This is a genomic window from Chitinophaga agri (genome assembly GCF_010093065.1).
Classification (GTDB): domain Bacteria; phylum Bacteroidota; class Bacteroidia; order Chitinophagales; family Chitinophagaceae; genus Chitinophaga; species Chitinophaga agri.
Map to the genome: position 1 here is coordinate 335127 of NZ_CP048113.1, position 14235 is coordinate 349361.

Sequence of the window (14235 nt, forward strand, 5' to 3'; positions counted from 1 at the left end):
TGACCGGTACCCGGCAGAAGATAAGGCGGATTCTGTTAGTATATAACGATGTTTACTTAAATGAGTATGCCGGCAATAGTGGCCGACAGGTAAGATGCCAGTGTGCCACAGAAGAGTGCTTTCAGTCCCAGACTGGCCAGATCAGCACGTCTTTCAGGCGCCAGTACGCCGATGCCCCCGATCTGCATACCTACGCTACTGAAGTTAGCGAAACCACAAACAGCGATACTGACGATCAGCAGGCCCTTCTCCGTGAGGACAGGGATGTTCTTGTCTGTCAGGTTCTTGAAAGCGATAAATTCGTTGATGGTGAGCTTTTGGCCCAGCAGGGTCGCCACACTGTTCACATCGCCGGAAGGGACGCCCATTGCCCACGCCACGGGGTAGAAGAGCTTCCCGAAGATCCAGTTCAGGCTCAGGTCAAAGTCAGGATTGAATATATGTCCGATCTTCAGCAGTCCCCAGTCCAGGAAAGCGATCAGGGCGATAAAACCGATGATCATCGCTATTACGTTCATGGCTATTTTAAAACCATCGCCCGCACCATGGGTGATCGCATCTATCACGTTCACATACTGACTTTTCACTTCCAGCTTCACTTTCCCCATCGTCTGCGATTCTTCCGTTTCCGGAAACACGATCTTGGAGATCACCAGTGCGCCCGGCGCCGCCATCAGACTCGCCGTGATCAGCATAGGAGCGAGGTCCATACCCGCTGCCTTACCCATATTAGAATATACTACGAGAATACCTCCCGCAATACAGGCCAGGCTACCACTCATCGATGCCAGCAGTTCACTGCGGGTCATATACGGAAGGTAAGGTCTGATCATCACCTGCGCCTCGATCTGCCCGACAAAAGCACTCGCGACGTTACTCAGCGCTTCTGCACCACTTACCCGCATAATGACATTCATCGCTTTCGCAATAACTGACACGATACGCTGCATGACGCCAAAATGGTAAAGGATGGCTACAAGGCAACATACCAATATGATAGCTGCAGTAATATTGAAGGCAAATACGAACCCCCCTGTCAGGTAGTTACTGAAGCTGGCCGGTGCCCCGGCAGTAGGTGGCTTTGTCTCTACCGCGATACCTCCATATACGAAGGCCGCACCCTGACGGGCGAAGTCCTCCAGTTTACCCATGGCTTTACCCACGCCCTGGAAGAAACGAAAAACGAAACTTACCTTAAAGATGAGGAGGGCTATCAATACCTGTAAACCTATTCCGCTGATCACCAGCCGGAAGTTGATCTTTTTCTTGTTGTTTGAAGCTAAGTAAGCAAGTCCCAGGATAAGGATTATCCCGATGAGTCCTTGGAAACGTCCCATAAGCGCGATAAAAGTGGTTGTAAGCAGCGAAGATAGCGAAGAATTGGGAATTAGGAATTGGGAATTAGGAATTAGAACGCAGCGAAGCCCGGCTTATATTGCGTAGTTTGAATAGCTGATACAGTATAGGACAGTTTTGCTGGAGATTTTCCTCACATTAGTTAATACCGGCCTTTACATATATGCAGCCGTTTATCATCACAATTCCTGATTCTTAATTCCTAATTCCTAATTTCACGTTTATCTTTTTCAATCGATTATCATAATGCGTTACAGGTTTTATTTTCTTGCACTCCTCCTAACGGCGTGTAACAACGGCCAGAACAAACTATCTGACAGATCCTCCGATTCATCCGCTATCCGGGAAAAATATGCGACCTCCGCAGTCCTGGATGCGACCACTGCCATCTCACACATGCAGGTCGAAAAGGGGCTGGAAGTACAGCTGGTAGCTGCTGAGCCACTCGTCACCGTACCTGTTGCGATGACCTTTGATGAGAAAGGTCGTATGTGGGTAGTGGAGATGACCGGCTATATGCCTGATACTGCCGGTACGGGCGAAGAGATCCCCAATGGGAAAGTTGTTATCCTGGAAGATACGGATCATAATGGCGTTGCTGACAAACGCAGCGTGTTTATGGACAGTCTTGTATTACCCAGAGCGATCTGCCTGGTAGGGAATGGGGTGCTGATAGCTGCACCTCCGAGATTATGGTTTGTGGAGAATGATCATGACAAGCCGGGAAAGAAAACGCTGGTGGACGATAAATATACGGAAGGCGGCAACGTAGAACATCAGCCTAACGGCCTGCTGCGCGCTATGGACAACTGGATCTACAATGCTAAATCAGATAAGCGCTACCGTAAGGTGGGCAATAAATGGCTGAAAGAACAAACACACTTCCGCGGTCAGTGGGGCATTTCCCAGGATAATTTCGGCCGCCTGTTCTATAATAATAACTCTGAAAATGTACTGGGCGACTATTTCCCTGCCGGACTAGGTGCTGGTAACAGTCAGCAGAAAAACGTAGCCGGCTACGATGAAAAGATCGTTCCGGATAACAAGGTATATCCTGTCAGAGCCACCACCGGTGTGAACAGGGGATATATGAAAGGCACACTCAATGACAGCCTGCGTCTCGTGAATATGACGGCTGCCTGTAGCCCACTGGTTTATAGGGGCAAACTGCTCGGGAAGGATTATGATAACAATATCTTCGTGGCAGAACCCTCTGGCAACCTGATCAAAAGGAACCTCATCAGGGACAGCGGGTATATCATAAAAGGGCGTCAGGCTTATCAGCACCAGGAGTTCCTGGCCAGCACCGACGAGCGTTTCAGGCCGGTAAGCCTCTACGACGGACCGGATGGCGCCCTTTACATCCTGGACATGTACAGGGGTATTATTCAGCATAAGACCTACCTGACGCCTTATCTGAAAAACGAGATCAAGAGCCGTAATCTGACCAATCCGCTGAACTGCGGACGTATCTACCGGGTTGTACCTGCTGGTCAGCACCCTGCTGCGACTATTATTGAAAACGATCCGGAACACCTGCTTTCATTGTTAGGAAATGCCAATGGCTGGCTACGCGATAAAGCGCAACAGCTGATCGTAGATCACCATTATACTACGCTCGTTCCGGCACTACGCAGCCGCTTACAGCAACCGCTGTATGCACAGGTGCATGCACTCTGGACCCTCGAAGGCCTGGGCGCATTACAACTGGCAGACGTACAGGTGTTACTGCATCAGGCCAATCCATACGTACAGGCGGAAGCATTGGCCGCTTTACCGGCAGTCATGACGCCTGCAAACGGAAAGGCTGTTCTGAACGAGCTGAAGATGATAGAACAGAATGTCTTCCTGGCGCCTTATGTTGCCTTACTACTGCCTTCGCTGCCGGCCTCGCTGCATGCGGAAACTGATTCACTGCGAGGTCGCCTGGTGGATAGATATGCCAATGACCGTTATGTGGCTGATGCGCTCATCAGCGGTATGGCTGGTAAGGAAATCGCATTACAGCAGCTATTGAAAGCCATCCATCCGGATACCACCCTGGTGCTCGCCAAACGCCTGAAAACAGTACTAAAGGATATTGAAAATCATAAGAAAGCCAGCATGGATGAGAGCCTGGGAAAGACCTACCCGAGAGGCGCCATCCTGTTCAAAACTGTTTGCCAGACCTGCCATGGTGCTGATGGTGATGGTATCCAGTCGCTCGCTCCACCATTGAACCAGTCAGAGATCGTGACAGGCGATAAGCATAAGCTGGCGGCCATCGTGCTGTTCGGCTTGACCGGCCCGGTAACTGTTGCCGGTAAACAATATAAAACGCCTGAGATCAGCGGAGATATGCCTGGTATAGGCAGCAATGATGAGTTCTCTGATAAGGATATTGCGGAGGTACTGAGTTACATCCGTGGTGCCTGGAGCAATCATGCAGCCAGGGTCACAGAGAAAGATATCCAGGAGGTGCGGAAGCATTATAAAGGCCGTCAGAAATCATTTACAATGGCAGAATTGAAGTAACGTATACCTGGTATCACGAACAAAGAGCGCTTACCGGCGCTCTTTGTTTATGGATTGGCACTAGTTATGAGTTTTGGCAAAAGAAATAACGGATTACAATACGATATTGAGTGTATGGAGTTTGTTATATAATGTCTTACGGTCGATGTTCATCATTCTGGCCGCTTCCGATTTATTATAATGCACCTGCTGTAATACATCCATGATCTTTTTGTATTCCGCCTGACGGGATACATTCTTCAGGTCCTCTTCAGTGGTTCCGCCAGTGCCCGTGGCTTCGGCTTCTTTCAACGCGGGCAACATTTCTTCCGGCAGGTGCGCAGTCGTAACAGGACCCTCATTCGTTGACAAAAGGCAGATCCTTCTCATGACGTTTTTCAGTTCGCGGATATTGCCCGGCCAGCCATAATGATAAAACGCCTGGTAGACTTCTGCTGATACCTCACCATATTCCCTGTTTAGTTCTGCTTCGATCATTTGTTTGAAAGCGTTGACGAACAGTGGAAGGTCATCCCGTCTGGCCCTGAGTGGGGGGACATTCACACTGAACTCGTTCAGACGGTAATAGAGGTCATCCCGAAAGCGTCCGTTTAACACAGCCTGTTGCAGGTCCTCATTAGAGGCTACAATGATACGTATATCGACAGGGGTCTCGCGCGTACTACCTACTGGTCTGACCACCCTTTCCTGGATAGCGCGGAGCAGGGCCGTCTGCACCTCATAGGACAGGTTACCTATTTCATCAAGGAACAGTGTACCACCATGTGCTTCCTGGAATGCGCCCGTTTTAGCCTGTATGGCGCCGGTAAAGGCACCTTTTTCGTGGCCAAATAGTTCGCTACAGGCCAGCTCCCTGGACAGGCTGCCACAGTCGATGGCAACAAACGGTTTGTTCTTACGCTTACTCTGACTATGGATCAGTTGCGCCACTGATTCTTTCCCTGTACCTGTCTCTCCCAATATCACCACACTATAATCAGTTGGCGCGATCAGTTTGATATGCACATGCAGTTCCTTCGAGGCATTCCCCACACCATACACAAACTGACTGAGCGTACCCCTGTGCGAGACCAGCGTAGATACAGGTGCTTCCGGTGATGCGGGAGCGACTGGCAAAGGGTCCTTAGATGTTAGTGCTTTATGTAACAGGGCCTTCTGTGTAAGCAGAATAACCTGCGCGGCATTCAGTGGCTTGACCACATAGTCATAAATGCCGTTTTTTATCAGTTGAATAGCAACGCGTACGTCAGGATAGCCGGTCATGACGACAATGCCTGTCGGCGGACTTAGTTCACGGATCTTAAGCGAGAGTACGCTGCCATCTATTTCTTTGTCTTTCAGCCGGTAATCACAGAAGACAACATCATACAGCTTTTCCTTCACCATCTTCAGTGCTGTAGTGCCGGATACGCTATGATCTACTTCGTATCCTTCTTTACTGAGTATCTTAGTTAGCAAGGTGCAAATCTGGATCTCATCATCAACGATCAGGATAGTGCTCACATGTTACGATTAAGAGGTGAATAAAATAAGTTTTCTAAAGAGACACGAACATTATGTACTCGAACTTAGTTGTGACTGCCGGCACGGGAACAATAAGAAAAAAGAGTATGGTCTATTCTGATTGCCAGGGGAGAGAGTCAATTCCCGCAGCGGTTTTTCGGGTCGTGCCTAATGTTATGGTTGGCATAAAGGTATCGAAATATTGTATTCGACCAAAAATAAAGATGTGCATGCCTCAACATAGGGATCGTTCAATTTTTGTCAGTTGGCAATTGTTTATACACCCGTCATTTACAACTTTAATCAGTGAAAGAATTAATTGCTTAGATAGACCAGTTTTTCAAGCTGACTCCTGGGCACTCGTCATTGTTACTTTCTGGTGTGCAACCTGCAAGGTGTATAAAGGAACCTATTTTGCTGCGCCGGTAGATATCGGTAGGCCCCGACAGCAGCGAGATAGTATCTAATGAGTGAAAAAAGGTTGTTTTACTTAATGTAACTTTGTAAATAGACGACACTATAAAATGATAATCAGTATTTTAAGTTTATTTGTTATAATATTGCTTTAGCCTCTCAAATAACTATATAAGCATCTTGCTTGCCGCAATTATGGTAACAAACAAAGTGCCCTTTCTTCCTCATTTGCTATCAACCAGCGACTGGTTCAGCCAGACCTTGATACATGTTTCTGAACATGAATAGAAGTCCGCCAGACTGATCATAATCACCGGGAAATATATCCATCCATTTGTTTTGCCGATTGATCACCTGCCGTTTTAACAAGCGGTAGTCAACCAGTACGATGTCATTATCAATTGATCAGATGCACTCAGTGATTATAACGGGAAGGACAGCCAGGTCATAGTAGGGTATCTATGTCAGCGTTAAGAGGAACATTCCTGTTCTTTTCGGGAGGGGGAGGTAAGTAGTACCGCCTCCGCATTATTCCTGCCTGCTTTTGAACACGCATATAGGAGGAAATGCCAGGTAGCTTACTGGTGGGCGCTGTGAGGGTAGAGGTGAAGCAGGATTGGAGAGAACTGATACTATTTTGATATGGGGTGACATCCTAATATGAATGATGGGGAATAATTAAGTGGTTGTTTTACAATGATTTGTATTTTTTCAACAGCTTCTTCCTCCAATATAGAAGGGACGAACAAGCGACCTGCTAGCGACGAACTAGCGACGGCGAAGCATTGAACAGGCGTCAAAATTGTATCAGCCGACAGCATACAAAACGGGCTGTCCGTTATCAGCGGACAGCCCGTTCATTATATTGAATTACCTTATTTAACTGCTTTATAAGCGATCCTGTCTCCGTAGGCGATATGATACTTATCGCAGAACCCTGCATTCACCTCCAGCACATATTGCGCTTTCTTGAACGAAGGAAGACTTTCTTCCGAGAGGGGTGTCGTATACTTCTGTACCGATACGATCTCTTTTTTCTCGTCCAGGTAGATGATGTCAAGTGAGATGTAGGTGTTCTTCATCCAGAAGGATTGTTCCTCCGCCTTCGGAAAGATGAAGAGCATACCCTGTATGTCAGACATTGACTTACGGTCCATCAGGCCCCTTGCTCTTTCCTCGTCGTTATCAGCAAACTCAATGTCGATCTGCCGGAGCGTATCATTATTGACCTTACTGAGGAAATAGAGAACGCCTTCCTTTTTGAAGGGTGGTCCGCTATCAGGTACGGTAGCTACCACTGCATTACCGGAGGACGAATTACTGTTATTGGCCGGAGATGCATTCCTGCTGGAGCATCCGGCTATATAAAGTATAAATCCAACGTTAAAGAGGAGCCATCGGGAAGCTGACATAAAGCGTTGTTTTTAACGTGCCATCAATTCTTCGTCAGAGAATACCACATCCGTATAATCCTTGATCTCATTGTACACCGTATCTCTCTCTATCGGTCTTCTGCCAGCCTGTTTGATGAGCATGGCCAGCTGTGCGGTGTTCATGGATGGATTCTGCTCTTCTGCACCCGCCATGGAGTAGATCTTGGTGGTATCATCAATAGTACCATCGAGGTCATTTACACCAAAGGACAGGGTCAGTTGCGCGGTATTTCTACCCAGCATCGGCCAGTAGGCTTTCAGATGGGGGAAGTTGTCCATATACAGACGGGCGATCGCATACAGTCTGAGGTCTTCTACGACAGAAGTCTCAGGAACATGTGACATCTCATTGTCGCCATTACGGAATTTCAGCGGAATGAAGGTGTTGAAACCTTTCGTCTGATCCTGCAGCTGACGGAGGCGCTCCATGTGGTCTATACGGTGCCAGAATTGTTCTACGTGACCGTACAGCATGGTCGCATTCGTATGCATTCCCAGCAGGTGCGCTGTCTTATGAATATGTAACCAGCCATCAGCATCTACCTTGTCATGGCAGATCTGGGCACGGATGTCGGGATGGAAGATCTCTGCACCGCCGCCTGGCATAGATTGCAGACCCGCATCATGCAGGATGCGCATACCTTCTTCAACACTCACTTTTGCTTTGCGGAACATGTAATCCAGTTCCACTGCCGTAAAGCCTTTCAGATGAAGATCAGGACGGTGTGCCCTTATCTTCTGCAGGAGTTCAACAAAGAAATCCAGGTTCATCTTCGGATGCACACCACCTACGATGTGAACCTCCGTAACTGGCTGACCATCATACTTTTTCACAATATCCAGCATCTGGTCGATGCTCAGTTCCCAACCCTCTTCCCGATTCTTATACAATTTTGAGTAAGCACAGAATCTGCAGGTAAAGATGCAAACGTTCGTCGGCTCTATGTGAAAGTTACGATTGAAATAGGTTTTATCTCCATGCATACGCACGCGTACAGCATTGGCAAGGGCTCCTACATAGGCCAGTTCTCCTTTCTCAAATAAAAGCAGACCGTCGTCCGGCGTCAGCCTTTCTGCTGACATTACCTTTTCTCCAATGGTTTTCAACCCTTTATCCAATCTTGTATCCTGCAATATGGTAGATATGGCAGGATGATCATTTCTGGTCGTCATCTCGCTTAATTCACTTTAGTTATCTTAATAGTCTTGACGTTATTCCTGTATATTAATTTTACAAAATAAATACCATTTGGCTCATTTACCAAATCAAAGATAAAACGGTTGCTGCTATTGATTGACGAGCCGGCTTGCCTGGCGACCAGCTTTCCTAAAGTGTTGTATATCGCGATATGATCCAGGTCATTGGGTACTTCCAGGAAGGTAATGAATAACTGGTTAGCTGTCGGATTAGGTCCGATCACCAGCCCTTTCTCCTTCAGATAAGGAAGTGTATTCTTTGTAACAATGTTGATGTTATCCAGGTAGATGTTGTTCTCCGCATTGCTGATATTCCTGAACACCACCCTGAAACGGCCTTTCTTAATGATTGGTGTCAGGTTGATGGAATCCCTGCGCCATTCTGAAGCTGTTGGAATAAATTCGGAAGTCACAGGCTGTCTGCGCGTCAGAAGTGATTCACCTCCTTTCTTATAGAGACTGTCATACGTTTCCCCACAGTCAGAAGTGGTCAGCACCTGTAAACTATCCCATACCATATTCGATCCGTTCAGGTTAGAATAGGCAGCGGCAGCCACATCGAAGAACAGGAACACCGAGTCCTTGCCTGTAGGGTCAAACATCGGGGTGAGGATATCATCCACTGCATCATTCGTATTATAGGCCAGGTTGTGCATCACGATAGACCGGCTGCCCGTTTTAGCCGCATCAGCTGTCAGTTCCCAGGTAAAGCTGTTATCATAGTTTTTGATCTCCCAGCCGGCAGGCGGGAATAGGTCACTTTCAAATCCTTCACTATAAGGGAACGTGCCGTCGGCATAATACTGGAAGTTAGACCACGCTGTATCATTCGCAGGATCTCCATCCACCGGACTCCCGTTAGGCAACGCCGTATATACTTTTAACAGGTGCGCCCCTATACCGGGAATGCTGTTATCGAGTTCTATCGTATCATTCCTGAGTGCCGAAAGATTCCCCGTCCAGTCATAGGAGATCAGCTGACCATCATCCACCACATAAAAGATCTTCACAGATGTCAGTGCATTCTTGCCCTGGTTCCTCAGCACGACTTTCGGTACGAGGTTATTCTCGCAGATCTGTCCGAACGGAGAAGCAACGGTCAGTATCGACGCATCGTTCTCCTGCAGGTTCAGTGGCAGACAAGCCTCAGAGAACATAAGGGATGACCTGTCATTTTCAAGCGTCAGCCGCATCCTGTCTACCTGATCTGAAGTGAACAACAGCATGCAGGCATCATCTGAATAGTCCATGAAGTTGTTGAACATGATACCTGGAGAATCTACGGTACATCTGTCAGTCAGCGGGAAGCGCGGACAGTTATAGGTATAGGTTCCCTGTAAAGGAGTATCGTCAATTCCATCGTCAGCCGCACAGGCGGATTCATCTCCCCAGATATGACGGAGGGAGAAGAAGTGGCCGATCTCATGGACAGTGGTACGGCCCATATTGAAAGGCGCAACAGCGCTTCCGGTAGTACCAAAGCCGGTATAGGTGATCACAACCCCCTGCTCGTCGGAAGGATAGCCTTCGGGGAAAGTTGCAATACCCAGATAGTTATCAGATAGGTTACATACCCAGATGTTCAGGTAATTGTCACTGTTCCAGGCATCGGCCCCACCAGTATTGGCATGCTTAACAGCAGACGCGGAATTGGACACACTGAAAGAGGTGCGGGTAGTGGTCACCCTGTCTATTCCATTCGTAAAATTGTCATCGGGGGTACGTTGCGCAAGACAAAACTGGATGTTCGCCTGCCCCAGTCGGTCGGCCCATGCCGCCGGCAGACTTGAGATATCCGCTGCGTTGGCAGCATAGTCACGGTTGAGTGCATCGATCTGCGACTGTACCTGCTCGTCCGTTACCTGGTCAGGGTTTCTTAATACGATATGTACAACAACAGGTATTGTGACAACCGGGTAGGTGGTCCGCATGAACGCTCTGGATTGCTTGACTGTCCGGGTCATCTCCTGCAAACGCATCTCTTTCCTGTCACGGACCTTTTGTAAAGCAGGATTTGAAGCAATCAGTTGTAGCATTGCTTCTTCGGTACCACATTTACGCTGTGCAAGCGCGGGTATGACATAGAGGACGGCGAGGATAATAAGGGTAAAATTGCGCAAGGTTCTGATTTGAATAAGTTAAAATACGGCTTGTCCGGCGATTTTTATCAAAAAGTTATAATTGTTAAAGTTATATAGGTGTTATCAATTTGCTGCATGAATACTTAAAGTGTCAAATTAGATTTTTTTAGATGAGTGCTTATTAGTGACTACACATATAATTTGACAACTGCCATCAGATAAACGCATTTTATAAAAATTTCTTATTAACCGTTAGACCCCAGCTCCCTGACCAGGTTTATTTGATCATTAACGATTTCTCAACTTTTATAGGTAGTCACCTGCACAAGTAAATTATATTCAGCGGCAGCTATGTTTACCGGATCAGGCATCCGTTTAAGACACGATATATGGGTCAGCACACGGCGTTATTACCTGGTAAGGTGAGCAATGTATATAATATAATTCAAACAGGTGTTCTGGTAGGTAGAACAGGCTGTAAATCAGCACACAGGAAAAGGGATTTTGCTGGGACATTCGACCCGGATGTGCTAATTTAGCGCGCACACATCCCCATTCGCTGATATCTATGAAGTCAATTGTTTTATCAACCTGTTTGTCTGTTTTATTATTCGCAGGTATACCTGCATTGGCACAGCAAGCCGGTTTTACTGCACCTGATACGGTTTGTATCAATGAACCTGTTCATCTTTTCAATACTTCCGTAGATGGTACTACTTTTTACTGGAACTTCTGTGCAGGCAATCTGTATCAGCCGCCTACCGGTGTCAACTTCGGTGATTTCGGCGGCACCTTACAAACACCGGTATTCCTTGACATGGCACAGGAGGGAGGAAACTATTATGCATTCGTAACAAATAATAATGCCCCTGCGCTGGTAAGATTGTCCTTTGGAAATAGTTTGCTGAATACACCGACGGCTGAGAACCTGGGTGATTTTGGTGGCCAGATCCCTCCGCAGACGGAAGGTCTCAGGATTGTACAGGATGCTGCAGGGTGGCATATAGTCGTCGTAGGTGGTGGTGTGGTCAGTAGTCCCAGTGTCGCCGTGATTGACTTCGGTAGCAGCCTTACAAATACCCCGACATGCACCAACTGGGGGAACATTGGCAACCTTGCCTATCCTACCGACCTGTTTACTTTTCAGGAAGGAGGGAACTGGTACGGTATGGCACTAAACTCAGATAATAACACGGTGACCCGTTTGTCTTTTGGCACCTCTTTCGGGACTGCACCTACTGGCGTGAACCTGGGGAATATCGGTAACCTGGATTTTCCTACCGGTACATTTATTATTAATGTAAATGGTAACTGGCATATGTTTATTACCAATACCAGGGGAAATACCATTACCCGCCTGGACTTTGGTAATTCGCTCTTAAATACGCCTGTGGCCGTAAATATGGGTAATCCCGGCGGATTATTGAATGAACCCCGTGATATATATGTATTCAGTGATTGTGGGGGCACGTTTGCACTGGTAGCGAATGGTAACGGCGATGACCTGTTAAGACTGGATTTTGCCGGCAATGATATTACAGGAAACGTAACAGCATCTTCTTATGGCAATATTGGAGGTTTCCGCTATCCTCATTCACTTTCTACCGTTTTCCGGGTACAGGATAACCTGTATACATTCGTGGCGAATGCCCTGAATAATACATTGACCAGGGTTAGTTTCGGTAGTTGTACCAATAGTTCCATTCCGTCATCGACGTTATATACAGCGCCGGTATACGCTTATTCCCAACCAGGCACGTATACTGTGACACTGCTAATGGATGAAGGATTACCAACCCAGCAGTCTGTGTGCCGGAACATCGTAGTGATGCCTTTACCTACGGTAGATCTCGGGCCGGATCAGATCACCTGCAATAATACACCTGTGCTGCTGGATGCAGGAACAGGTAACTCCCATTATACCTGGTCAGATCTCAGTACCGGTCATACGTTACAGGTCACTCACAGTGCGACCTACAGTGTAACTGTCAGCAATGGTGGCGGCTGCACAACTACTGATGAAGTGGAAGTGGTGATCAGTCCGGCTATCAATGTTGCGGTTGATGCGACCCCTGTTGATTGTGCGCATCCTACCGGTAGCATTGCGGTGGAAGCGTCGGGTGGTATCCCGCCATTTACCTACAGCCTGAATAACGTGGATATGGGTACGCAGGATCACTATACTGGTCTTACGGCAGATATCTATAATATAGATATCCGGGATGCAGTGGGTTGTACCATCACCAGAACAGTTGATCTGACAGCTGGGGGCAACAACAGTTTTAGTTTTACCGCTACACCATCCTGGACTGGCTGTGCCGGAGGAACAGATGGCGCTATCCGTCTGACGGTAACAAGTGGTCAGCCACCCGTTGAATTTGCATTGGGTGACCTGCCTTATCAGAACGTTACCACTTTTGATCACCTCACACCGGGTAACTATACCATCTACGGGCGTGCGGGCAGCTGTGCGGATACTGTCTCCGTAACAGTGACAGCACCTGTACCCATTGATATGACAGTAACACCGAGAAATGAGACCTGTGGTCGTGCAGATGGTGCACTGATCATCAATGCGACCGGTGGTACGCCGCCATACACTTTCGAGATAAACGGTGTAACCGCTACCAATGCCGATATGATAAACCTGGCGGCAGGTGATTATGATGCGAAGGTCATAGATGCGAATGGCTGTGAGGCGAATACTTTTACGACACTGGAAAACCTGGATATTCCACCAGTAAGCATTACAAACAATGATACAACGATCGTCATAGGAGACAGGGTACAGCTGCATGCGATCAATGCGCCCGATTATCTGTGGATGCCGGGAGCAGGCCTGAATTGTCTGAACTGTCCGTCGCCTGTCGCCCAACCTTATCAAACGACCACCTACATCGTGACCACCAGGACAGGGCAGAACTGCATAACTGCAGATACGGTAACGATCTTTGTTGATCTTAAAAATTCAATGTTCATTCCAACAGCTTTTACGCCTAACAAAGATGGCAGCAATGACCTGTTCAGAGTAAAGGCACAGGGCGTCGCTGCATTCCGTATGGTCATCTACAACCGGTGGGGTGAGTTCATCTTCCGGTCGGATGATGTGGCAAAAGGATGGGATGGTTTATATAAGGATCAGCCACAACCTGCAGGAGGGTATGTGTATGTAATAGACTACATCTTCTTTGAAGATCTCGGGAAAGTGCACCGGCAGAAGGGCACGGTCATGTTGGTGAGGTAAGCATAGGAATTGGGAATTGTGTTATCCACCAAACTTGTGGATCTCCCGATAGTATTAAAGGGCATGACCAACAGGATGCGCTTACTCATAAGCAATTGCTGATCCCTCATTAAAATAAAAAAGCCGGCCTATACCAATAGACCGGCTCTTTCTATAAACTTACCTACTAGAGGTTACCTTGAATTTTCTTTTCCAGAACGGATTTAGGAGCAGCACCTACCTGTTTGTCAACTACCTGACCATTCTTAATGAACAGGATAGCAGGGATGCTGGTGATACCGTAGTTGATAGACAACTCAGGGTTCTGGTCTACGTTTACTTTACCAATATTAACCTTACCAGCGTAATCTTTCGACAGCTCCTCAATAACAGGACCTATCGCGCGACAAGGACCACACCATTCTGCCCAGAAATCTATCACACTTAATTTATCTGAGTTCAACACCTCTGTCTGGAAGTTTGAATCTGTGAATTCTAATGCCATGATATTAAA

General features: G+C 47.4%; 8 protein-coding genes. 2 read left to right on the plus strand and 6 right to left on the minus strand.

The features are described from left to right. Positions 1–56: 56 nt before the first annotated feature. Positions 57–1337, minus strand: coding sequence for a NupC/NupG family nucleoside CNT transporter (locus GWR21_RS01280; RefSeq protein ID WP_162329978.1), 1281 nt, complete (start codon positions 1335–1337; stop codon positions 57–59). Between the two features lie 265 nt (positions 1338–1602). On the opposite strand from GWR21_RS01280, the gene GWR21_RS01285 reads away from it, so the two are divergent. After that, positions 1603–3870 (plus strand): DUF7133 domain-containing protein, encoded by a 2268-nt coding sequence (locus GWR21_RS01285; RefSeq protein ID WP_162329979.1) that lies wholly within the window; start codon positions 1603–1605, stop codon positions 3868–3870. Positions 3871–3963: 93 nt separating this feature from the next. On the opposite strand, the gene GWR21_RS01290 is transcribed toward GWR21_RS01285, so the two are convergent. The 4 genes from GWR21_RS01290 to GWR21_RS01305 form a co-directional block, all read right to left on the minus strand. Next, positions 3964–5373, minus strand: coding sequence for a sigma-54-dependent transcriptional regulator (locus tag GWR21_RS01290; RefSeq protein ID WP_162329980.1), 1410 nt, complete (start codon positions 5371–5373; stop codon positions 3964–3966). Between the two features lie 1289 nt (positions 5374–6662). Then, positions 6663–7199 (minus strand): DUF192 domain-containing protein, encoded by a 537-nt coding sequence (locus tag GWR21_RS01295; protein ID WP_162329981.1) that lies wholly within the window; start codon positions 7197–7199, stop codon positions 6663–6665. A 12-nt stretch (positions 7200–7211) separates the two neighbouring features. Beyond that, positions 7212–8393 carry an aminofutalosine synthase MqnE gene (gene mqnE / locus GWR21_RS01300; protein WP_162329982.1) on the minus strand — a complete coding sequence of 394 codons (1182 nt, stop codon included), beginning with the start codon at positions 8391–8393 and terminating at the stop codon, positions 7212–7214. A gap of 5 nt (positions 8394–8398) precedes the next feature. Further along, a complete protein-coding gene (locus GWR21_RS01305; RefSeq protein ID WP_162329983.1) occupies positions 8399–10537 on the minus strand; it encodes a M43 family zinc metalloprotease in 2139 nt (712 codons plus the stop codon). Positions 10538–11093: 556 nt separating this feature from the next. On the opposite strand from GWR21_RS01305, the gene GWR21_RS01310 reads away from it, so the two are divergent. Further along, positions 11094–13742, plus strand: coding sequence for a T9SS type B sorting domain-containing protein (locus tag GWR21_RS01310; protein ID WP_162329984.1), 2649 nt, complete (start codon positions 11094–11096; stop codon positions 13740–13742). A gap of 166 nt (positions 13743–13908) precedes the next feature. On the opposite strand, the gene trxA is transcribed toward GWR21_RS01310, so the two are convergent. Continuing rightward, the gene (gene trxA / locus GWR21_RS01315) at positions 13909–14226 is read right to left on the minus strand and encodes a thioredoxin (RefSeq protein WP_162329985.1); all 318 of its coding nucleotides are present in this window, start codon (positions 14224–14226) and stop codon (positions 13909–13911) included. Between the last annotated feature and the right edge of the window lie 9 nt (positions 14227–14235).